Origin of the sequence: Enterobacter asburiae (assembly GCF_007035645.1) — a bacterium.
GTDB lineage: Bacteria > Pseudomonadota > Gammaproteobacteria > Enterobacterales > Enterobacteriaceae > Enterobacter > Enterobacter asburiae_B.
Window position 1 is genome coordinate 313,946 of the sequence record NZ_AP019632.1, and the last position, 22,086, is coordinate 336,031.

At 54.3% G+C, this 22,086-nt stretch carries 24 protein-coding genes; 13 read left to right on the forward strand and 11 right to left on the reverse strand.

Going from position 1 to position 22,086, the window contains the following annotated elements; all coding sequences use genetic code 11:
- Window positions 1-13 precede the first annotated feature (13 nt).
- Window positions 14-256 (forward strand): envelope stress response protein PspG, encoded by a 243-nt coding sequence (gene pspG, locus FOY96_RS01430; protein WP_023310044.1) that lies wholly within the window; start codon window positions 14-16, stop codon window positions 254-256.
- 184 nt (window positions 257-440) lie between these two features.
- On the opposite strand, the gene FOY96_RS01435 is transcribed toward pspG, so the two are convergent.
- Entirely contained in the window at window positions 441-1,424 is a 984-nt protein-coding gene (locus tag FOY96_RS01435) for a quinone oxidoreductase (protein WP_039264131.1), read from the reverse strand.
- Window positions 1,425-1,490: 66 nt separating this feature from the next.
- On the opposite strand from FOY96_RS01435, the gene dnaB reads away from it, so the two are divergent.
- A complete protein-coding gene (dnaB, locus tag FOY96_RS01440; protein ID WP_143346400.1) occupies window positions 1,491-2,903 on the forward strand; it encodes a replicative DNA helicase in 1,413 nt (470 codons plus the stop codon).
- Between the two features lie 16 nt (window positions 2,904-2,919).
- The gene (alr, locus tag FOY96_RS01445; protein WP_143346401.1) at window positions 2,920-3,999 is read left to right on the forward strand and encodes an alanine racemase; all 1,080 of its coding nucleotides are present in this window, start codon (window positions 2,920-2,922) and stop codon (window positions 3,997-3,999) included.
- A 51-nt stretch (window positions 4,000-4,050) separates the two neighbouring features.
- On the opposite strand, the gene FOY96_RS01450 is transcribed toward alr, so the two are convergent.
- The gene (locus FOY96_RS01450) at window positions 4,051-5,181 is read right to left on the reverse strand and encodes an ENY2 family protein (protein WP_032662597.1); all 1,131 of its coding nucleotides are present in this window, start codon (window positions 5,179-5,181) and stop codon (window positions 4,051-4,053) included.
- 317 nt (window positions 5,182-5,498) lie between these two features.
- Here FOY96_RS01450 and FOY96_RS01455 point away from each other — a divergent pair, with 317 nt between their 5' ends.
- Window positions 5,499-6,092 (forward strand): response regulator transcription factor, encoded by a 594-nt coding sequence (locus FOY96_RS01455; RefSeq protein ID WP_223862650.1) that lies wholly within the window; start codon window positions 5,499-5,501, stop codon window positions 6,090-6,092.
- A gap of 85 nt (window positions 6,093-6,177) precedes the next feature.
- Here FOY96_RS01455 and FOY96_RS01460 read toward each other — a convergent pair whose 3' ends face one another.
- From FOY96_RS01460 to FOY96_RS01485, 6 genes are all read right to left on the reverse strand, one after another.
- Entirely contained in the window at window positions 6,178-6,468 is a 291-nt protein-coding gene (locus tag FOY96_RS01460) for a hypothetical protein (RefSeq protein ID WP_032662594.1), read from the reverse strand.
- Window positions 6,469-6,876 (reverse strand): hypothetical protein, encoded by a 408-nt coding sequence (locus tag FOY96_RS01465; protein WP_033144411.1) that lies wholly within the window; start codon window positions 6,874-6,876, stop codon window positions 6,469-6,471.
- Between the two features lie 65 nt (window positions 6,877-6,941).
- Window positions 6,942-7,424, reverse strand: a complete 483-nt coding sequence (locus tag FOY96_RS01470) for a ribonuclease domain-containing protein (RefSeq protein WP_094935055.1) — start codon at window positions 7,422-7,424, stop codon at window positions 6,942-6,944.
- Window positions 7,425-7,442: 18 nt separating this feature from the next.
- Window positions 7,443-7,892: a lysozyme gene (locus tag FOY96_RS01475; RefSeq protein WP_048976345.1), complete on the reverse strand. Its 450-nt coding sequence runs from the start codon at window positions 7,890-7,892 to the stop codon at window positions 7,443-7,445.
- The gene (locus FOY96_RS01480; RefSeq protein WP_143346402.1) at window positions 7,892-8,494 is read right to left on the reverse strand and encodes a DUF2589 domain-containing protein; all 603 of its coding nucleotides are present in this window, start codon (window positions 8,492-8,494) and stop codon (window positions 7,892-7,894) included. The genes FOY96_RS01475 and FOY96_RS01480 overlap by 1 nt, the downstream gene beginning before the upstream one ends.
- Before the next feature lie 75 nt (window positions 8,495-8,569).
- Window positions 8,570-9,127 carry a DUF2589 domain-containing protein gene (locus tag FOY96_RS01485; protein ID WP_023334176.1) on the reverse strand — a complete coding sequence of 186 codons (558 nt, stop codon included), beginning with the start codon at window positions 9,125-9,127 and terminating at the stop codon, window positions 8,570-8,572.
- A gap of 206 nt (window positions 9,128-9,333) precedes the next feature.
- Here FOY96_RS01485 and tyrB point away from each other — a divergent pair, with 206 nt between their 5' ends.
- From tyrB to FOY96_RS01505, 4 genes are all read left to right on the forward strand, one after another.
- Window positions 9,334-10,527 carry an aromatic amino acid transaminase gene (tyrB, locus tag FOY96_RS01490; RefSeq protein ID WP_143346403.1) on the forward strand — a complete coding sequence of 398 codons (1,194 nt, stop codon included), beginning with the start codon at window positions 9,334-9,336 and terminating at the stop codon, window positions 10,525-10,527.
- A gap of 217 nt (window positions 10,528-10,744) precedes the next feature.
- Window positions 10,745-11,458: an acid phosphatase AphA gene (aphA, locus tag FOY96_RS01495; RefSeq protein ID WP_032662578.1), complete on the forward strand. Its 714-nt coding sequence runs from the start codon at window positions 10,745-10,747 to the stop codon at window positions 11,456-11,458.
- Window positions 11,459-11,571: 113 nt separating this feature from the next.
- Entirely contained in the window at window positions 11,572-11,988 is a 417-nt protein-coding gene (locus tag FOY96_RS01500; protein WP_143346404.1) for a secondary thiamine-phosphate synthase enzyme YjbQ, read from the forward strand.
- Between the two features lie 2 nt (window positions 11,989-11,990).
- A complete protein-coding gene (locus FOY96_RS01505) occupies window positions 11,991-12,344 on the forward strand; it encodes an MmcQ/YjbR family DNA-binding protein (RefSeq protein WP_023310053.1) in 354 nt (117 codons plus the stop codon).
- Between the two features lie 3 nt (window positions 12,345-12,347).
- Here the strand turns inward: FOY96_RS01505 and uvrA are convergent, their stop codons facing one another.
- Window positions 12,348-15,170 (reverse strand): excinuclease ABC subunit UvrA, encoded by a 2,823-nt coding sequence (uvrA, locus tag FOY96_RS01510; RefSeq protein ID WP_042718374.1) that lies wholly within the window; start codon window positions 15,168-15,170, stop codon window positions 12,348-12,350.
- A gap of 250 nt (window positions 15,171-15,420) precedes the next feature.
- Between uvrA and ssb1 the strand changes: the two genes are divergently transcribed.
- Window positions 15,421-15,951: a single-stranded DNA-binding protein SSB1 gene (gene ssb1, locus FOY96_RS01515; RefSeq protein ID WP_029740211.1), complete on the forward strand. Its 531-nt coding sequence runs from the start codon at window positions 15,421-15,423 to the stop codon at window positions 15,949-15,951.
- Window positions 15,952-16,013: 62 nt separating this feature from the next.
- Here ssb1 and FOY96_RS01520 read toward each other — a convergent pair whose 3' ends face one another.
- Window positions 16,014-16,295: a YjcB family protein gene (locus tag FOY96_RS01520; RefSeq protein ID WP_008503385.1), complete on the reverse strand. Its 282-nt coding sequence runs from the start codon at window positions 16,293-16,295 to the stop codon at window positions 16,014-16,016.
- A 645-nt stretch (window positions 16,296-16,940) separates the two neighbouring features.
- Between FOY96_RS01520 and FOY96_RS01525 the strand changes: the two genes are divergently transcribed.
- Window positions 16,941-18,506, forward strand: coding sequence for an EAL domain-containing protein (locus FOY96_RS01525; RefSeq protein WP_143346405.1), 1,566 nt, complete (start codon window positions 16,941-16,943; stop codon window positions 18,504-18,506).
- 6 nt (window positions 18,507-18,512) lie between these two features.
- Here the strand turns inward: FOY96_RS01525 and soxS are convergent, their stop codons facing one another.
- Window positions 18,513-18,839 (reverse strand): superoxide response transcriptional regulator SoxS, encoded by a 327-nt coding sequence (gene soxS / locus FOY96_RS01530; protein WP_013095071.1) that lies wholly within the window; start codon window positions 18,837-18,839, stop codon window positions 18,513-18,515.
- A 98-nt stretch (window positions 18,840-18,937) separates the two neighbouring features.
- Here soxS and soxR point away from each other — a divergent pair, with 98 nt between their 5' ends.
- From soxR to ghxP, 3 genes are all read left to right on the forward strand, one after another.
- Complete coding sequence (gene soxR, locus FOY96_RS01535; RefSeq protein WP_023331806.1) at window positions 18,938-19,396, forward strand: redox-sensitive transcriptional activator SoxR; 459 nt, start codon at window positions 18,938-18,940, stop codon at window positions 19,394-19,396.
- A gap of 368 nt (window positions 19,397-19,764) precedes the next feature.
- Window positions 19,765-20,436: a glutathione S-transferase family protein gene (locus FOY96_RS01540; RefSeq protein WP_047646882.1), complete on the forward strand. Its 672-nt coding sequence runs from the start codon at window positions 19,765-19,767 to the stop codon at window positions 20,434-20,436.
- Window positions 20,437-20,730: 294 nt separating this feature from the next.
- Window positions 20,731-22,080, forward strand: a complete 1,350-nt coding sequence (gene ghxP / locus FOY96_RS01545; RefSeq protein WP_023310059.1) for a guanine/hypoxanthine transporter GhxP — start codon at window positions 20,731-20,733, stop codon at window positions 22,078-22,080.
- The last annotated feature ends 6 nt before the right edge of the window (window positions 22,081-22,086 follow it).

Below are 22,086 nucleotides of genomic sequence, written 5' to 3' on the forward strand. Positions count from 1 at the left end.
GTGGGAGATCACCATGCTGGAACTACTTTTTGTGATTGGCTTTTTTGTCATGCTGTTAGCGACAGGCGTTTCGCTGCTCGGCATTCTGGCGGCTATCGTGGTGGCGACGGTGGTCATGTTTATTGGCGGACTGTTTGCGCTGACGATCAAACTGTTGCCGTGGCTACTGCTGGCCATTGCGGTCGTGTGGGTGATTCGGGCGATTAAAGCGCCAAAAGTGCCCAGTTATCAGCGCAATAACCGCTTCCGTTACTAAGGTATTGAGGGGTTCGTCACATACTTGTAACTTTTCCGGCGGCATGGCTTAGAACAGAATAGGATTTAGTTATCGAATCTGTCACTATGGCTGCCGTTAAAGAATTCATCGAGCTGTACCCTACATACAGCCGAACTAAAAAAAGAAAGGGCTTCCCACGGGAAGCCCAATTTCTTTTTGGGGCTCAGGGAATCAACAAGCTCGACCCCTGCGTCGCCCGGCTTTCCAGCACCTCATGCGCGCGCTGCGCATCGGTCAGCGCGAATTTCTGCGCATCTGCCACATCCACTTTGATGACGCCGCTGGCGATCAGCGAGAACAGCTCGTTGCTGGCTTCCTCAAGTTCTTCCCGGTTGGTGATGTATCCTTGCAGGGAAGGGCGAGTCACATACAGCGAACCTTTCTGATTCAGAATACCGAGATTAACGCCGGTGACCGCGCCAGACGCATTGCCGAAGCTGACCATCAGACCACGGCGCTGCAGACAGTCCAGCGACGCTTCCCACGTGTCTTTCCCCACCGAGTCATACACCACGCGCACTTTTTTGCCGCTGGTGATCTCCTTCAGCCGCTCAACAATGCTCTCTTCACGATAGTTAATCACCTGCCAGGCGCCCGCCTGCAGCGCGCGCTGCGCTTTTTGTGCATTTCCGACGGTGCCGATCAGCTTCGCGCCCAGCGCCTTTGCCCACTGACAGGCGATGAGCCCGACGCCACCCGCTGCGGCATGGAACAGGAACTGCTCGTCGGGCTTAATTTCATAGGTTTTGCGCAGCAGGTAGTAAACCGTCAGACCTTTCAGGAACGAGGCCGCCGCCTGCTCGAAGGAGATAGCGTTAGGCAGCAGGGCGGCTTTATCCGCCGGAACGTTGTGGACGGAGCTGTAAGCGCCCAGCGCAGACTGCGCGTACACCACGCGGTCGCCCTCTTTAATATGCTTAACCGCGCTGCCCACTTTGACGACGACCCCGGCCGCCTCGGTGCCCAGGCCGCTCGGCATTGACGGCGGCGGGTAGAGACCGCCGCGAATATAAGTGTCGATGTAGTTTATGCCTATGGCTTTGTTTTCAACCTGCACTTCGTTTTCGCCAGGCGCGGCAGGGGTGAACTCCACCGCTTTCAGTACGTCTGGCCCACCGTGTTTCTGGAATTCAATGCGCGTTGCCATGCTCCCTCCGTAAGAAAAATATGGTAATCTTTCGACCCACTCTTTATCTCGGTAACTCCATTCACTATGGCAGGAAACAAACCCTTCAACAAACAGACTGAACCTCGCGAGCGTGATTTCCAGGTCGCAGGGTTAAAGGTCCCGCCGCACTCGATTGAAGCGGAACAGTCGGTGTTGGGCGGTTTAATGCTGGATAACGAGCGCTGGGACGACGTCGCCGAGCGCGTCGTGGCGGAAGATTTCTACACCCGCCCGCACCGCCACATCTTTACCGAAATGGCGCGTCTGCAGGAGTCGGGCAGCCCAATCGATCTGATCACGCTCGCGGAATCGCTGGAGCGCCTTGGTCAGCTCGACAGCTGCGGCGGGTTTGCCTATCTGGCGGAACTGTCAAAAAACACGCCTAGTGCGGCGAACATCAGCGCGTATGCCAATATCGTGCGCGAACGTGCCGTCGTCCGCGAGATGATTTCGGTGGCGAATGAGATCGCCGAAGCCGGTTTTGATCCACAGGGGCGTACCAGCGAAGACCTGCTCGATCTGGCTGAATCCCGCGTCTTTAAAATCGCCGAAAGCCGCGCCAATAAAGACGAAGGTCCAAAAAACATCGCCGATGTCCTCGACGCCACCGTTGCCCGTATCGAACAGCTGTTCCAGCAGCCGCACGACGGTGTGACCGGGGTAAACACCGGCTATGACGATTTGAACAAGAAAACCGCTGGTCTGCAGCCGTCGGATTTGATTATCGTCGCCGCGCGTCCGTCGATGGGTAAAACTACCTTTGCGATGAACCTCGTCGAAAACGCGGCGATGTTGCAGGATAAGCCGGTATTGATCTTCAGCCTTGAGATGCCCTCCGAGCAGATTATGATGCGTTCTCTGGCGTCGCTGTCGCGCGTGGATCAGACCCGAATTCGTACCGGCCAGCTCGATGATGAAGACTGGGCGCGCATTTCCGGCACCATGGGCATTCTGCTGGAAAAACGTAACATCTATATCGATGACTCCTCCGGCCTGACGCCGACGGAAGTGCGCTCCCGCGCGCGCCGTATCGCCCGTGAACACGGCGGCATCGGCCTCATCATGATCGACTACCTTCAGCTGATGCGCGTCCCGTCGCTTTCCGACAACCGTACGCTTGAAATTGCGGAGATTTCCCGCTCGCTCAAGGCGTTAGCCAAAGAGCTGCACGTACCGGTCGTCGCGCTGTCGCAGCTGAACCGCTCTCTGGAACAACGTGCCGACAAGCGCCCGGTCAACTCTGACCTGCGTGAGTCCGGCTCCATCGAGCAGGATGCCGACTTAATCATGTTTATCTACCGTGATGAGGTTTATCACGAGAACAGCGACCTGAAAGGGATCGCCGAAATTATTATTGGTAAACAACGTAACGGCCCAATCGGGACGGTGCGTCTGACCTTTAACGGACAGTGGTCGCGTTTCGACAACTATGCCGGTCCTCAATATGATGATGAGTAATTTCTAAGGAATTCAAATGCAAGCGGCAACTGTTGTTATTAACCGCCGCGCTCTGCGACACAACCTGCAACGTCTGCGTGAACTGGCGCCTGCCAGCAAGCTCGTTGCAGTCGTGAAAGCGAACGCTTACGGACACGGTCTTCTTGAGACCGCGCGAACGCTCCCCGATGCCGACGCCTTTGGCGTCGCCCGTCTTGAAGAAGCCCTCCGCCTGCGCGCGGGCGGCATTACCCAACCCATTCTGCTCCTCGAAGGCTTTTTCGAAGCCACAGATTTACCGACCATCGCTGACCAGCATCTGCACACGGCGGTACATAACGAAGAACAGCTCGCCGCACTGGAAACCGCCGAGCTGAGCGAGCCGGTGACCGCCTGGATGAAGCTCGACACGGGCATGCACCGTCTGGGCGTGCGTCCGGAAAGCGCGGAAGCGTTTTATCAGCGCTTATGCCGGTGCAAAAACGTGCGCCAGCCGGTGAATATCGTCAGCCACTTCGCCCGCGCCGATGAGCCCGAGTGCGGTGCGACCGAGCGCCAGCTGGATATCTTTAACACCTTCTGCGAAGGCAAGCCGGGGATGCGCTCGATTGCGGCATCCGGCGGTATTCTGCTGTGGCCGCAGTCGCACTTCGACTGGGCGCGACCGGGCATCATTCTCTACGGCGTGTCGCCGCTGGAGAACAAACCCTGGGGGCCGGACTTTGGCTTCCAGCCGGTCATGTCGCTGGTCTCTAACCTGATTGCCGTGCGTGACCATAAAGCGGGCGAGCCGGTGGGCTACGGCGGTACCTGGACCAGCGAGCGTGATACCCGTCTCGGAGTGGTGGCGATGGGCTATGGTGACGGCTATCCGCGCGCCGCGCCGTCGGGTACGCCGGTTCTGGTCAACGGTCGCGAGGTGAAGATCGTCGGCCGCGTGGCGATGGACATGATTTGTGTCGATCTGGGGCCTGAAGCCCAGGATAAGCCCGGCGACGATGTCGTGATGTGGGGTGAAGGTTTGCCCGTCGAACGCATTGCTGAAATTACGAAAGTGAGTGCTTACGAACTTATCACGCGCCTGACGTCAAGGGTTGCGATGAAGTACATCGACTGAGACTCGCAGATAGTCGTCCAACGGCATTAGCTGCCGTTGGACGCGTAACGCTTATTTCAACACGTTATAGATCGCCTGATTAGTCAAATAATCCGACGCGAGCCCTGACTCCGGACTGAAGCGCGAACCCTGGATGGACGAGAACCGTTTTCCGGTGCTGCCCAACGAGACATAACGCTCCCCCCCATCGTTTTCCGAAATGGTGTACACCGTTTTCTGCATTTCGGCGAATAGCGGAGCGTTACGCTGAATGGCCTGATGCAATTCCAGCAGCTGCACTCCATCCAGATTGAGCTTTTTATCCAGCGTGACGCCCCATCTTTGCAGGCAAACTTCGGCGAAATGACGCACGATCGTGCCGGGCTCATGGACCACTTTTTCCCCGCTATTCCCATTGGCCGAAGCATTCCCTACCAGCGTAGCGTGGCGACCAGACATGGGATAAATATGGACTTTTGTCGCGCTATCGGTCTGTGGAATGACGCACGAGAAACCTTTTGATCGCTCATGTCTGGCATAGAAAGCCACATACTCCTTCACGTTGCTGCCCAGAGTGACTTTGTCCGCCTGGAAATTACCCATACCCGGAACCGGATCGACCGCAAAAATATTCACCGGAATCGTCGTTAAAAGGGGATCGGCAAGCATTGCATTGGCAAGCATATGGCAGCTAATTCCGCCCCGGCTCCACCCAACAAGGTTCACCTGAGTGGGCAGGATCTGACCCTGGCGGAAGGTTTTGATGATTTGCTGCTGCAGCGCCTGCTGGGTCACTTTACGATCGCCATAGTCATATTTGCGCCACCAAAATGAGCCGGTAACCTCAACGTCCTGAATCGGTACACCCGCCTTTTTAAGCTGCTCATAGTTTTCTTTTGTGAGCTTCTCACGCTGCCAGTCAACGTGTCCTTTGATAATATTGATCGCATGCTGAACATTCTCATTCCAGCCGCTGCCCAGAAGCTGGGCGCGAAGCTGAGAATATTCTCCGCTTTTGACCCAAAGCTCATCGCTTTGTAGATTGCCGCTCCCCGGGCCATCAAGAATGACCCATTCGGCGAACTCTTTACCCTTGTTATTGGCTGCCAGAGAAGAGATGAGCTCGCCGTTCCAGTAATTAGCATGAGACTCATCAAATTTATTAGATCCAGTACCACAGAAATACACTGTTAGTATTGTCATAAATGACCTCATTGAAATATTAATATGTAGGTGGATGGCACGCGTGCAGTAAAATAATAAGTGCCAGCAATATTTCTGGGAATATGCTATTGAGCCCAGGCTGTTTTTAATAACGATAAGATCGTTCTTAATTAAACATGGCTATGTTTAATGTTTAGTACTGCTTAACTTTTTGCTTTGGATATATGACATTTGCCTTATGCCGAATGCTGTTTTTACAGTTTTGTAATAGCACGCATACTTAATTTCGGAATAAGTTGGTTGAATAACCTAAGAAAATAGATTTCACACGGGGTTATGCTACGATGAATATATTAATGATCGATGAATTACCGATCTTCATTCACGGTATGAAAACAGAGCTGGAACGCGTCATGCCGGAATGCACTGTTTTTGCAGCGAACAACTTTGAAGATGCACACGCAATTTTAACCTCTATGCCGGTCAGCATTATTTTGCTGGATGGTGAAATGAAGTGCCGTGATTTTATCACTAATTTGATGACAAACTGGCCTGAGCTACCGATCGTGGTGATGTTACGAAAAACGACGGATAAGATATTCAACTTCTACATCCGCCAAAGCATTAAGGGCATTTTTACCAAGGATCTCCCCGCGGAGAAAATCAGCCAGATACTTTGCATGGTTTCCTCGGGGGTGGTCTGTTTTCCGGAGCAAGCCGTGGTCCAGCGAGAACAACCCACTGGCGGTTTGCCAATCTATTCCCTGAGTCGTCGGCAGAAGGAAGTTCTTAAGCTGCTGGCGAATGGAGGAACAAATAAGCAGATCAGCCGGCAATTGAATATCAGCGCAGGTACGGTCAAAGTGCATCTGGAATCCATCTTTCACCGACTACAGGTCAACAATCGAACGCAGGCCGCAATGCTCTATTTTAAATATATGTCTAATTAGCCGATTTTCAGCAAAGCGAAGGGCTGCAGTCAAAATGCGTTAAAAGAAAAGCGCAACAGACAGACCTCTGTTGCGCTTTGTTTTTTTAACGGTACTGAGATTTGAAATAATATATCACCACCACCAGCGTTCCGAAGTCCTGCAATAGCCAAAATGGAAAGCTGTCACTCAGTATATCAGCACCGGTAAGAATAAATTTCATGTTTAAGCTGCTCTCACCAAAAAAACCAAAGGCGAGGGCGGCTAAGCCAATTTTACACATTACCGGCAGGGCATGGACTCTTCGGCTATAGGCGGCAAACAAAATCAGCAGCGATGTTATCAGGTCGACGAAGATAATAAAGGGAAGCACCCAGCCATTCATTATGTTAAGCATTTATTCTCCATCGGGTTTGTTGTGGGTTAAATCAGGCGGAGAAAGTGATTCATGTCTGACTTTACTTTTGATGACGCTTGCAACATCAAAAATATCGCGCTGTTCATGCCGGCGAAAAAAGTTTGCCAGCCAGACGATCAGGCCATTACTCATTGCCCCGAGGATATACCCTAAACCAAGCGTGATATCGGCCTGATTAAGGTCTATCTTTAACCAGCGGGCTGCTAATCCACCTAATGCGACGGCCGCGCCCATGCTGATTCCACCAAAAATAATGCCTGCCATAAATCGGCTGTGCTGGTGCAATCGCTGCGGTTGCCAGAAAAACGAGATACTGACGCCGCCAAATAAACCTGAAAAAGCCAGCAAGGCTTCACTGATGAGGGTCGGGAGATAGATGTCAGACATACGTTCATCCTCTGCAAGGATAAATCCCCTCGGAAAAGGGGATTTATTATCGTAACGGGCGCTTATTATTGGCAGGGATCCAGCTCAACAATATGCTGATACTTATCGGTCGTAATAAAGCGCTGTTGCCCTGACAGGCTGTAAATCAAACGCTTGGGAGAGCGATACCCCTTCACGACATCGATATCCGCGCTAAGCCAGGGCTGACTGGAAGGAAGAGCGCGATCGCTGTATTTATCGCCACCGATCCATTTTTGATTGGTGGGTTTAAGACCCCAAAGCGATTCGCTTTCACTTCCCGACCAGCCGAGGCGTTTGGCCTCATCCGAGGTAATATAGCGGTCGGGCAGGCGCCCAAAATTTTTTATATGACGAAGCGTTGTCGCCAGATCGGTCACGTTATTGACGGGCACCATACCCTGAGAAGATAAAAAGGTGTTGGCTTCCTTTATTTCCTCTTCGCAGGTTGGCATGGCGGCGGTTGCCTGTAACACGTTGAATAACGAAACAGACAGTACGGCCATTTTCACTATGTAAAGTGGTTTCATTGTAATTTTCCTGTTGAATTAACTAAGAAATAGCTTCATTTCCGCCTCGCGGCGTCGGGTAAGCCCGGTCAAAACCTTACCGCCTGCCTTATTCCAGCTTTTGAACTGCAGTGCGGCGCCCTGGATATCGCCTGCGTTGAATTTTTTGAGCAGCGTGGATTTCTTTAAATTGCCCACGCCAAGGTTGAAGGCGAACGAAACCAGCGCGTCGAATTGGTTCTGCGTCGAAGCGTTGTTCAGCAGTTTTTTCACGCCGTCCTCGGTGCGTTTCAGATCTTTGCGCAGCAGATCTTTGGCTTCACCGGTGGTAATTTTGGTGAGCTTTTCCATCTCCTCTTTGAGGATCAAATGGCCGTAGCCGATGGTCCATAAACCTACGGCATCGCGATAACGCTCCAGCCTCAGCCCTTCAAACTGGCAAATAAGCTGAATGCCCCTGTCACCTGTACGTTCTGGTTGTTTTTGCATTACGGAGTCTCCTCTGCTTTCGGGCGGGGAATCACCTTGTTGGTGTATTCGTCAATCAAACGCATGACGCTTTCCGGTGGCTCAAGTGCGGTAAATTGCATCTCTACATCGACGTGGCGGCTGTCACGCCCGCCTTTGTTATCGCTGGAAGGCGAAAGGCTGACGTGAAAGCGGCCAAATTCGTTTTCACCGGACTGGCGGGAAGGCGCCTGCATGCCTTCCGTACGGATCGTCAGGTTGACCTTCATCTTTTCCAGCATCAGCCCGCGCGGTGTCGAAAGCGCGACTAAGGGCAGGTCAAAGTAGTGCTTTTCATCCAGCGCCAGCTGTACCGTGCGTGGAATTAACGAACCGTCTTCTGCGGGTTCGAAAAAGGGATCCAGCGCCTTCATATACTGCTGAGCAATCAGTTCGTTGGCCGCAGTGGCCGCGTACTGCATCCCACGCGTGATATCTTCAAGCGAGATCGGCACGCCGGGAATATCGGCTGGAGGCGATGGAAGCGTGTTTTCCTGTACCGGCGGCGTGCCTTCATCCTCTTTGCCCGCCCTGTTTTCCGGCTCCTCATCCTTGCCGCCGCGCAGCCATTTTTTAAAAGACATATTTCGCTCCTGGAAAAAGGGCTACCCGGGTAGCCCCTGCGTTACGGAATCGCACGTATGTCGCGGCGTGGAAGATTATTGCGCGGCGACAGGCTTGGTTTTGGCGTTGGTCAGGTAATCAATCACGCGCTGCAGAGCTTCAGGTGGCTCCTGGCGTTTAATCTGGGTATGAATGGAATATTTCGCGCGTGTATCGGTCGAACGGGTCTGCTCCGATTTATGGGAGACCTTGCCGGTCATTTTCGCTTTGAAAACGCCCCAGCCGACGGACGCTTCCACGGAGGCCTCCGCTTCGGTGCTGCTGGAACTGGCTTCGCTCTGGCTCACTTCCAGCTCAAAGTCGATGGTACCGTCCTCGATACAGATGATGGGGTGGGTGACCGCCGCCAGGAGCGGAATACTCATCTTACGGGTCACGCTGCCTTTATTGACCCCCTGTTCGTCTACCACGGTTTCGTCGTAATCGAACTCGATCGCGACAGCTTTGCCGTCTTTAATACAGACGGAGAGCAGGAAGTCGGTATAGGCCTTGCTCGCCTGGACCTGTGCTTTGATCATCGCCTGCAGCGGACCGCCGATCATATGTTCCAGCGGCAGGGCGTTAATAACTGAACCAATAAATTGTGAATCCATGATGTGAACTCCTTGAATCAGTGAATGCGCGGTTGCGCAGGAGCCACATTACGGAAAGCGAGAAGGGGAAAATATTGGGTAAATGTCATGGCGAGAGGACGCAAAAAACCTATGCCGATCGCAGGATAATCTTAAGGGGTGGTGTTGAGTGATGTTCCGGTTTATTGTTGAAATCCCTGCCTCATCGAATTCCGGAGAACCATCGCGTGTTTCAGAAAGTTGACGCCTATGCCGGCGACCCTATCCTCTCCTTAATGGAGCGTTTCAAAGAAGATCCTCGCAGCGACAAAGTGAACCTCAGCATCGGTCTGTATTACAACGAGGATGGCATCATTCCTCAATTAAAAGCCGTTGCCGAAGCCGAAGCGCGTCTGAACGCTGTTCCACACGGTGCTTCTCTTTATCTGCCGATGGAAGGGTTAAACGCCTACCGCAACACCATCGCTCCGCTGTTATTCGGTGCCGATCACGCGGTGCTCGCGCAAAAACGCGTGGCGACCATCCAGACGCTGGGCGGCTCGGGTGCGCTGAAAGTGGGTGCAGACTTCCTGAAAAAATACTTCCCGGATTCAGGCGTATGGGTCAGTGACCCGACGTGGGAAAACCACGTTGCGATCTTCGAGGGCGCAGGTTTCAACGTGGCGACCTATCCGTGGTTCGACAGCGAAACGAACGGCGTGCGCGTTGAAGCTCTGCTGGAAAAACTGAACACCCTACCGGCGCGCAGCATTGTGCTGCTGCACCCATGCTGCCATAACCCGACCGGGGCGGATCTCACCAACGCCCAGTGGGATGCGGTGATTGAGGTACTGAAGGCCCGCGACCTGATTCCGTTCCTCGACATCGCCTACCAGGGCTTTGGCGCGGGCATGGAAGAAGATGCTTACGCCATCCGCGCCGTGGCCAGCGCCGGGCTGCCTGCTCTGGTCAGCAACTCCTTCTCTAAAATCTTCTCCCTTTACGGTGAACGCGTTGGCGGTCTGTCCGTGGTCTGTGAAGACGCCGAAGCGGCGGGTCGCGTCCTGGGCCAGCTGAAGGCGACGGTGCGCCGCATTTACTCCAGCCCGCCAAACTTTGGTGCGCAGGTGGTGGCGACGGTTCTCGGTGACGAACTGCTGAAAGCGTCCTGGCTTGCCGAAGTGGAAGCGATGCGTAAGCGCATCCTGGCCATGCGTCAGGAGCTGGTTTACGTGCTGAAAGAGGCCGTGCCGGGACATAACTTCGACTATCTGCTCAAGCAGCGCGGGATGTTCAGCTATACCGGTCTGAGCGCGGCGCAGGTCGATCGTCTGCGGGAAGAGTTCGGCGTCTACCTGATCGCCAGCGGCCGTATGTGCGTGGCGGGCCTGAATGCCAGCAACGTTCATCGCGTGGCGCAGGCGTTTGCTGCTGTAATGTAAGCACTTACCAACCGACCCTCTCCCCGTGGGAGAGGGCTGGGGTGAGGGTATCAGGCCGCACAAAAACGTTGCCCGGCATTCTGTGATCGTCTTCTTTTTATTCCGCTTCATAAGCAAAAACTCCTTCCCTTCATCTCCCGCTGGGGTTATGGTCGGATAGTTTTTTGACCATCCGCTCAAATTAAAACGATAACAAACTGAATATTCAGGGGAAAATATGCGCAAGATCACACTGGCGCTCAGCGCCGCCTGCTTATTGTTCTCGCTTAACAGCGCCGTCGTCGCGCGAGCTTCTGCCCCGACGCCGCTTTACACCGGCACCACCGCCGCCATTCTCGCCGAGCAGGCGCCCATTCACTGGGTTTCCGTGGCTCAAATCGAAAACAGCCTGATCGGCCGCGCGCCAATGGCCGTGGGTTTTGACATTGACGATACCGTACTGTTCTCAAGCCCTGGCTTCTGGCGCGGGAAGAAAACGTATTCACCCGACAGCGAAGCGTATCTGAAGAACCCGGAATTCTGGGAAAAAATGAATAACGGCTGGGACGAATTCAGCATCCCGAAAGAGGTTGCCCGTGCGCTTATTGCCATGCACGTGAAGCGCGGTGACAGCATCTACTTTGTTACCGGCCGCAGTCAGACCAAAACCGAAACCGTCTCTAAAACGCTGCAGGATGATTTCCAGATCCCGGCGACCAGCATGAATCCGGTCATTTTTGCCGGTGACAAAGAAGGGCAAAACACCAAAACCCAGTGGCTGGAAAAGAAAAATATCAAGGTATTCTACGGCGATTCGGATAACGACATCACCGCCGCGCATGACGTGGGAGCCAGAGGGATCAGGGTATTGCGTGCCTCTAACTCGACCTATCGACCGCTGCCGATGGCCGGAAAGTTTGGCGAAGAGGTGATCGTCAACTCGGAGTATTAAGTACCCGGCAGCGGGTTTGACTCTTTTTTAATCAAATCTCGCTGCTGCGGGTTTTACCTTTCGTCTTCTTGCTGCACACTTAGAAAGATTCATCTTTCATCACGGAGCAGCACATGTGGTATCAACAGACCCTGACCTTAAGCGCTAAACCACGCGGATTTCACCTGGTGACGGATGAAGTCATCGGGAAACTCCGCGATCTGTCGCGGGTGAAAACGGGTTTGCTGCATCTGCTGCTTCAGCACACGTCAGCCTCTCTCACGCTTAATGAAAATTGCGATCCTACCGTCCGGTCCGACATGGAGCACCATTTTCTGAAGAGCGTCCCGGACAACGCGCCTTACGAGCATGACTATGAGGGGGCGGACGATATGCCTTCCCATATTAAATCTTCCCTGCTGGGCGTGTCGTTGATGCTGCCGGTTCACAACGGGCGGCTGCTGTTGGGAACGTGGCAGGGGATCTGGCTGGGAGAGCATCGCATTCACGGTGGTTCGCGTAAAATTATCGCCACGCTACAAGGGGAATAAAGATGACAATTTCGGAGATACTTCAGTACTGCATGAGCAAGCCCGGCGCGGAGCAGAGCGTTCATAGCGACTGGAAAGCCACGCAGATTAAGGTGGGAGATGTCCTGTTTGCGATGGTGAAAGAGGTGGAAGGCCGTCCGGCGGCGTCGCTGAAAACCAGCCCTGAACTGGCGGATTTGCTACGCCAGCAGCATGATGACGTGAGGCCGAGCAAGCACCTTAATAAGGCGCACTGGAGCACCGTCTATCTGGATGGGTCGATTCCTGGATCGCAGATTTACTACCTGGTGGACGCGTCCTATCAGCAGGCGGTTGAGCTGCTGCCGGAAACCACCCGACAGCAACTCTCCGTGTGACAATTACAGCAACGGTTTAAGGAAGCGCGCGGTGTGCGAGGCTTCGCACTCTGCAACGGTCTCTGGCGTACCGGAGACGAGAATTTCACCGCCGCCGCTGCCGCCTTCCGGGCCGAGATCGACAATCCAGTCCGCGGTTTTAATCACGTCCAGGTTATGTTCGATGACCACGATGGTGTTGCCCTGGTCTCTGAGCTGATGCAGAACCTCGAGCAGCTGCTGGATGTCGGCAAAGTGCAGGCCGGTGGTCGGCTCATCCAGAATGTAAAGCGTCTGACCGGTGCCGCGTTTTGACAGCTCACGCGCCAGCTTCACGCGCTGCGCTTCACCGCCGGACAGCGTGGTGGCGGACTGCCCAAGACGAATGTAGGTCAGGCCGACGTCCATCAGCGTTTGCAGCTTACGCGCCAGCGCGGGCACAGCGTCAAAGAACTCGCGCGCCTCTTCGATGGTCATGTCCAGCACTTCGTGGATGGTCTTGCCTTTGTACTTAATCTCCAGCGTTTCGCGGTTATAGCGTTTGCCTTTGCACTGGTCGCACGGCACGTAGATATCCGGCAGGAAGTGCATCTCAACCTTGATCACGCCGTCGCCCTGGCACGCTTCGCAGCGACCGCCGCGCACGTTAAAGCTGAAGCGTCCTGGCGTATAGCCGCGTGAACGCGCTTCCGGCACACCGGCAAAGAGTTCACGTACGGGCGTGAAGACGCCGGTATAGGTTGCCGGGTTAGAGCGCGGGGTACGGCCAATCGGGCTCTGGTCGATGTCGATAACTTTATCAAAATGCTCCAGACCCTGGATGTCGCGGTACGGTGCAGGCTCGGCCAGCGTCGCGCCGTTCAGCGCCGTCTGCGCAATCGGGAACAGCGTATCGTTGATCAGCGTCGATTTGCCGGAACCGGACACGCCGGTGATGCAGGTAAACAGGCCAACCGGCAGCGTCAGGGTGACGTCTTTCAGGTTGTTGCCGCGCGCGCCGGTCAGCTTCAGCACTTTTTCCGGATCTGCCGCTACGCGCTGTTTTGGCACCTCAATCTTACGCTTGCCGCTCATGTACTGGCCGGTCAGCGATTCGGGTACCGCCATGATGTCCTTCAGCGTTCCCTCCGCGACCACCTGGCCGCCGTGCACGCCAGCGCCTGGGCCAATGTCGATGACGTGGTCGGCCGCGCGGATCGCATCTTCATCGTGCTCGACCACAATTACCGTGTTGCCGAGGTTGCGCAGGTGAACCAGCGTCCCGAGCAGGCGCTCGTTGTCGCGCTGGTGCAGGCCGATGGACGGCTCATCCAGCACGTACATCACGCCGACTAAGCCCGCGCCAATCTGGCTCGCCAGACGGATACGCTGGGCTTCACCGCCGGAGAGCGTTTCTGCCGAGCGGGAAAGCGTCAGGTAGTTCAGGCCGACGTTCACCAGGAATTTCAGGCGATCGCCAATCTCTTTCAGCACTTTTTCGGCGATTTTCGCGCGCTGGCCGGAGAGCTTCAGATTGTTGAAGAAGTCCATCGCATGGCCGATGCTCATGTCTGAGATGGTCGGCAGCGCGGTGTTTTCCACAAACACGTGGCGCGCTTCGCGACGCAGACGCGTTCCTTCACAGGTGGCGCAGGAGCGGTTGCTGATGAACTTCGCCAGCTCCTCGCGCACCGCGCTGGATTCGGTCTCTTTGTAGCGGCGCTCCATGTTGTGCAGCACCCCTTCGAACGGGTGGCGGCGCACGGAGGTATCGCCGCGATCGTTCATATACTTGAACTCGATGTTCTCTTTGCCGGAACCGAACAGGATCACTTTGTGCACGTTCGGGCTCAGGCTCGCCCACGGTGCTTCGACGTCAAACTTGTAGTGCTCTGCCAGCGATTTCAGCATCTGGAAGTAGTAGAAGTTACGCTTGTCCCAGCCGCGAATGGCCCCGCCCGCCAGCGACAGCTCCGGGTTCTGGATCACGCGGTCCGGGTCGAAATATTGTTGAACACCCAGGCCGTCACACGTCGGGCACGCGCCCGCCGGGTTGTTGAATGAGAACAGGCGCGGCTCGAGCTCGCGCATGCTGTAGCCGCAAATCGGGCAGGCGAAGTTGGCGGAGAAGAGCAGCTCTTCCGCTTTTGGGTCGTCCATATCGGAGACCACGGCCGTGCCGCCAGAGAGTTCCAGCGCCGTTTCAAAAGATTCCGCCAGACGCGTGGCGAGATCGTCGCGCACCTTAAAGCGGTCAATCACCACTTCGATGGTGTGCTTCTTCTGCAGCTCCAGCTTTGGCGGGTCGGACAGGTCACACACCTCGCCGTCGATACGGGCGCGGATATAGCCCTGGCTTGCCAGGTTTTCCAGCGTTTTGGTGTGTTCGCCTTTTCGCTCTTTAATGATCGGCGCCAGCAGCATCAGGCGTTTGCCTTCCGGCTGCGACAGCACGTTATCCACCATCTGGCTTACGGTCTGGGCCGCCAGCGGGACGTCGTGGTCCGGGCAGCGCGGCTCGCCCACGCGAGCATACAGCAGACGCAGGTAGTCATGAATTTCGGTAATGGTACCGACCGTTGAACGCGGGTTATGCGAGGTGGACTTCTGCTCGATAGAGATAGCAGGGGACAACCCTTCAATGTGGTCGACATCCGGTTTTTCCATCAGCGACAGGAACTGACGCGCGTACGCAGAGAGCGATTCAACGTAACGACGCTGTCCTTCGGCATACAAAGTGTCGAAAGCCAGTGAGGATTTGCCAGACCCCGAAAGCCCGGTCACGACAATGAGTTTGTCGCGAGGGATTATGAGGTTGATATTCTTGAGATTGTGGGTGCGGGCGCCCCGAACTTCGATCTTATCCATTCACCTTTCCCGGTTGGAACACGGATTGCCTGATTTGTTTGAAGGACAAACGGCTGTCAGAAACGGCTAATTATGACACAATTTGACCTGTTTGAATATACAGTATTGGAATGCATTTTCTGATTGGCTGTGTAACAATGTGGAGTTGCGAGAGAACTCTGGAACGTGCTACGCAACTATCAAAGTGCAGCATGGAAATGGTACACTCGCGCGTTTACACTATTAAGAAACGTATTCAGGAGACACGAACATGGCCAGCAGAGGCGTAAACAAGGTGATTCTCGTCGGTAATCTGGGCCAGGACCCGGAAGTACGCTACATGCCGAGTGGTGGCGCAGTTGCCAACATTACGCTGGCTACTTCCGAATCCTGGCGTGATAAAGCGACCGGTGAGATGAAAGAGCAGACCGAATGGCACCGCGTAGTGCTGTTTGGCAAACTGGCCGAAGTGGCCGGTGAGTATCTGCGTAAAGGTTCTCAGGTCTATATCGAAGGCCAGCTGCGTACCCGCAAATGGACCGATCAGGCCGGCGCTGAGAAGTACACCACAGAAGTCGTGGTCAACGTGGGCGGTACCATGCAGATGCTGGGTGGCCGTCAGGGCGGTGGTGCACCGGCAGGTGGCGGTCAGAGCCAGCAGCAGGGCGGTTGGGGTCAGCCTCAGCAGCCGCAGGGCGGCAACCAGTTCAGCGGCGGCGCACAGTCTCGTCCGCAGCAGCAGTCTGCTCCGGCGCCGTCTAACGAACCGCCAATGGATTTCGACGACGACATTCCGTTCTGATTTCCGCGTGCTGAAAACAAAAAACCCAGACTAGCGTCTGGGTTTTTTTATTCCGTCAGGGATCAGGTAATCACCATCGGCCAGTCTGGCGGCGTGTGGCTCATCGCCTCAACCATCACCACTTTAATATTTTCCCAGACGGCGGCGATATCCAGCAGGGTGATGCCAAGCAGGCCCGTTGCAAACCAGCAGGCCGCACCCAGCCCCAGCAGGGTGCTGATGACAGCAAGACCCGCATAGTCAGATTTACGAAACTGAATGTTCAGCGTGCTGGCTAAAAACATCAGTACCGCACTCAACAAAGGCCAGCGCAGGAGAACCATGCTGGTAGTAATGGTTGCCATAAAACCCATCCTCTATAAAACAGACGAACTGAATGAAACGGTGTTTCTCGTTACAAAATATGTGTGAACTATATCACATTTGTTGATTTATTCGCCAGTATCTGAACGATCAAAAAAGAGGATTTTATTCCTCAGAAAAGGCGATTGCGCGGGCTGGTCCTGCCTTCGGCGCACGAGGAGGCGGAGTCACAGCGTGCCGAAAATGCCCTTCGGGCAAGTGGGGATAGCGCAAATTCGGTTTTTATAAGAGGGGCGTTATTCTCCGCCAATACTCAAAATATTGTGGTGTAGGCTGACTATTTATAAATCAACGAACACAATGGCTCAGAGCAAATAGCATAAAACGTCATGATGAAATTGTACTTTTTTCATGCTGTCAGACGTTTGGCTTAATCAACGATTGTCTGTTGTGTTATCTTCCCGTCTGCCTGACGAGCTGGATAATTATTTTCCTTAATTGAAACGGAACGAATACTTACAGTTTAACTTACGGGAAAATATTATCGGCATAACGAAATTTAAGATTTTTAATACTAAAAGTCAGTTGCTAACTTCGCATGATTCATGCAACGTAATCACCTGTTTAACAAAGCATCCGGCCTTAAGTACTACAGGCGTACAACATGCAGGGATATAGGGCGGGAAATGAATCGTAGCGCGCGGCGCAAAATGCTCAGGGTGGTAGGGATCATCATGGTAGTTATGCTGCCGGTGATGCTTGCGCTATGGTTTGCCCAACTGCGTGCCGTGTCTGAAACAAGCGCCCAGCTACGCACATTTGCTGAACTGGCTTTAGACAAAACAGAGCTGGTTATTCAACAGGTTGAGCTGGCCAGGGACGAGGCGGTAAAATATCAGGGCGAGCTTTGCACGCCGGAACACCGTCAATATATGCTGAACGTTGTTCGTGGCCGCCTGTTTGTCGCCGATTTAATTTACGCTGAAGGTCAGAATTTTCTTTGTTCGACCGTTTTTACACCGGATCACCCCTACGCCATTCCTGTCGCTAATTACACGCGCAAACCTGACGTCGCTATCTATTATTATCGCGATACCCCATTTTATACTGGCTATAAAATGACATATATGCAGCGCGGAAATTATGTGGTGGTCGTCAATCCGCTTTCATACAGCGAAGTCATGTCCGCGGATCATTCTCTCTCCTGGGGTGTGTACGACACAGTAACCAATGCTTTCTTTTCCGTCAGCCAGAAAGCCAATGTTTCTTTATTAAATTCGATGATTCGGGATAAGGAATCGGTATTTCAAAAAGATAACCGCTTTTATACGATCGTAACATCTCCCAAAAGACCGATTGCGGCCATTGTCTCGACATCAAATAAACGCTTTTATGAAACGCTTTATCACCAGGCGACGTTGACGCTGCCGCTGGGCATGATCTGCAGCATTATTATTTTGCTGGTATGGTCGCGTACCCATCGTGAGCTTAATTCGCCGGGGCGCTTACTGCACCGCGCGCTGAACAAACGACAGCTTTGCGTCCACTATCAGCCGATTATTGATATTAAGAATAATCAGTGTGTGGGCGCGGAGGCGCTGTTGCGCTGGCCTGGCTTTAACGGGCAGGTGATGAGCCCGGCTGAGTTTATCCCGCTGGCGGAAAATGAGGGAATGAGCGAGCGGATTACGGACTATGTCGTTGAGGAGGTGTTCAACGATCTGGGCCATTTCCTGGCCGAGCATCCGCATCTCTATATTTCGATTAACCTGTCGGCCACGGATTTCCACTCCTCGCGGCTGATCGCCATGATTTCCGACAAGGCCCGCCACTATGCCGTCCGTGCGCAGCAAATCAAAATAGAAGTGACGGAACGCGGTTTTATCGATGTGCCAAAAACCACCCCGGTGATTCAGGCTTTCCGTCAGGCGGGTTATGAAGTCGCGATCGATGATTTCGGTACCGGCTACTCGAACCTGCACAACCTCTACTCGCTGAACGTGGATATTCTGAAAATCGATAAATCGTTTATCGATACCTTAACGACCAACAGTACCAGCCACCTGATCGCCGAGCATATTATCGAGATGGCGCAAAGCCTGCGGCTGAAAACCATTGCGGAAGGGGTAGAGACGGCAGAGCAGGTAAGCTGGCTGTTGAAGCGCGGCGTCCAGTTTTGTCAGGGATGGCACTTCGCGAAAGCGATGCCGCCCCAGGAATTTATGACCTGGCAGCAGCAGCCTTTGCACTGAGGGTGATTAATTCAACTGGTGGCGATAGTCGCTCGGCGTGCGGTCAAACTCGCGGCGAAACACGCGGGAAAAGGTTTGTTGCGACACATAGCCCAGATCCATCGCGATATCAAAAATGGGCCGCTGCGTTGAGCGTAGCGCCTGCGCCGCCAGCAGCAGTCTGCGCTGGCGAATGTACTCGCCCAGCGTCTGATGCATGACCGTGCGGAACATTCTCTGTAAATACCATTTCGAATAGCCCGACTTTTTAGCGACCACATCAATGTTCAACGGTTGGTCGATATGTTCATCAATCCATTCAATAAGCGTCTGAATAATCTGCTGATGCGACATAAGGTTGCCCCTCTGTAGATACAACTATCTCGGTTAATTCGTCGTTTTCTCTGCGGGCGAGTATAATTCCTCAAGTTAACTTGAGGTAAAGAGGTTTTATGGAAAAGAGATTGCCGCGCATTAAAGCGCTGTTAACCCCCGGCGAAGTGGCGAAGCGAAGCGGCGTTGCGGTATCGGCGCTCCACTTCTATGAAAGCAAAGGGTTAATTAAAAGCATCCGCAACGGCGGCAACCAGCGCCGCTATACCCGAGACGTGCTCCGCTACGTGGCGATTATCAAAATTGCGCAACGAATCGGAATTCCCCTGGCCACGATCGGCGAGGCGTTTGGCGTGCTGCCGGAAGGGCATACGCTTAGCCCGAAAGAGTGGAAAGAGCTGTCGTCCCAGTGGCGTGAAGAGCTGGACAGGCGTATTCATACGCTGGTCGCGCTGCGTGACGAGCTGGATGGCTGCATCGGCTGCGGCTGCCTGTCGCGTAGCGATTGTCCGTTGCGTAACCCCGGCGACAGGCTGGGCGAGCAGGGGACGGGGGCGCGGTTGCTGGAAGAGGATTGAGATTGTGCGGCCGGTTTGCCGGGTGGCGGCTGCGCCTTACCCGGCCTACAAAACCGGGAACGTAGGCCGGGTAAGCGAAGCGCCACCCGGCAAAAGCATTATAAAGAACTAAAGCGCCACATAAGGGCGCTTTAGTTTTTCCCGGTCTTTGTCTTTCACTCTATCCCGCTGGTTCACGGGAGGGTTTCCCCCGACATCAGCACCCCTCAGTGTCGAGCTGGTTGGGGAGGTTCCGGATTGTGCTGACACTTTAATTCTATGCAAGACCCGTTTTTTCGCCAGCCTCATCGACCGTTTTTTCGACGAATTTTTTTCGCGGTGTTGTTCAATTTTCTATAGTTAAAAAGTATGAATAACAGGAGAAAACCATGCTCACGGTACACCACCTTAACCAGTCGCGCTCGCACCGCGCGATCTGGGCGCTGGAAGAACTCGGCCTGCCTTATGAGATCGTTCACTACCAGCGCGAAAAGAACATGCTGGCACCGGAGGCTCTTAAAAAGGTGCATCCGTTGGGCAAATCGCCGGTTATCGAAGATAACGGACTGATCCTTGCAGAGTCGGGCGCCATCCTGGAGTACCTGCAGGAGACGTACGATGCCGAGTCACGCCTTAAGCCTTTAGATCCGGCGCATAAGGTGCAATACCGCTTCTGGCTGCATTACGCCGAAGGATCCCTGATGCCGCTGCTGCTAATGAAGCTGGTCTTCAACAGCCTCGGCAAGCCGCCGGTGCCGTTTGGTATCAGAACCCTGGGCAAAGCGCTGGGGCAGGGGGTGCAGAAAGCGTATCTCAACCGTCAGCTGGAAACCCATGCGCGCTTTATTGAGTCACATCTTGCCGAAAACAGCTGGTTTGCCGGGGATTCGCTCAGCATGGCCGATATCCAGATGAGCTTCCCGATCTTTGCGCTGCTGGCGCGCGGCGGTATCGCTAATCTGCCGCATATTCAGGCATGGAAAACAAAAGTTGAGAACAGCCCTGGCTGGCAAAGAACCCTGGAACAGGGGGGACCGTTATCTATTCCCGGTGAGGACTGAAATGTAAACAAATTGCGCATAGACGATAACGTTTGCGCATCCTCTGTTTATTTCTTCAGCGTCATAAGTGAATTTTAGTGAAAAACGAGAAAGTTCAGTTGAAAAGGGCGGGGATTACGCTAGATAATCGTTTGCCTTAATTTGACCACCCGTTTGTAAGCGCGGAGCTAAACGTTTGCTTTTTTTGTGACGCCCTTTCGTCACAAACGCAACACAAGGATTTGACGTTCAGCTGGCAGTGGCGTCTCCACCTCGCTTACGGACTTCCTAAAAAACTCTCAGGGGATGTTTTCTATGTCTACGCCATCTGCGCGTACTGGCGGTTCACTTGACGCCATGTTTAAAATTTCGGCCCGCGGCAGCACCGTGCGCCAGGAAATTGTTGCCGGTTTGACAACGTTTCTGGCGATGGTTTATTCCGTCATCGTTGTGCCGGGCATGCTGGGCAAAGCAGGCTTCCCGCCAGCGGCTGTCTTTGTGGCGACCTGTCTTGTGGCCGGCGTGGGCTCCATCGTGATGGGTCTGTGGGCGAACCTGCCGCTGGCGATTGGTTGCGCCATCTCTCTGACCGCGTTTACCGCGTTCAGCCTGGTGCTGGGTCAGCACATCAGCGTACCGGTTGCGCTGGGTGCCGTGTTCCTGATGGGTGTGCTGTTTACCGTGATTTCAGCGACCGGCATCCGTAGCTGGATTTTGCGCAACCTGCCGCAGGGCGTGGCGCACGGTACCGGCATCGGTATCGGCCTGTTCCTGTTGCTGATCGCCGCCAACGGTGTCGGTCTGGTCATTAAGAACCCGCTGGACGGTCTGCCTGTAGCGCTGGGCCACTTCGCCAGCTTCCCGGTGATCATGTCGCTGATCGGTCTGGCGGTGATTATCGGTCTGGAAAAACTGAAGGTGCCTGGCGGCATTCTGCTGACTATTATCGGCGTTTCTATTGTCGGCCTGATTTTCGATCCAACCGTACACTTCTCCGGTATCTTCGCCATGCCGTCGCTGAGCGATGACAAAGGCAACTCTCTGATTGGCAGCCTGGATATCGTTGGCGCGCTGAACCCGGTGATCCTGCCAAGCGTGCTGGCGCTGGTCATGACCGCCGTGTTTGACGCGACCGGTACCATTCGTGCGGTGGCCGGTCAGGCGAACCTGCTGGATAAAGACGGTCAGATTATTGATGGCGGCAAAGCGCTGACCACTGACTCCCTGAGCAGCGTCTTCTCCGGCCTGGTGGGCGCGGCGCCTGCGGCGGTGTACATCGAATCCGCAGCGGGTACGGCGGCAGGCGGTAAAACCGGCCTGACGGCGATCACCGTCGGCGTGCTGTTCATGCTGATCCTGTTCCTCTCTCCGCTCTCCTATCTGGTTCCGGCGTATGCGACCGCGCCAGCGCTGATGTACGTTGGCCTGCTGATGCTGAGCAACGTGGCGAAAATCGACTTTGCGGACTTCGTGGACGCGATGTCTGGCCTGATTACCGCGGTCTTTATCGTCCTGACCTGTAACATCGTGACCGGCATTATGATCGGCTTCGCGTCGCTGGTGATTGGTCGTCTGGTCTCCGGTGAATGGCGCAAGCTGAACGTCGGCACCGTGATTATCGCCGTTGCGCTGGTAGCGTTCTACGCGGGCGGCTGGGCAATCTAAGTTGTC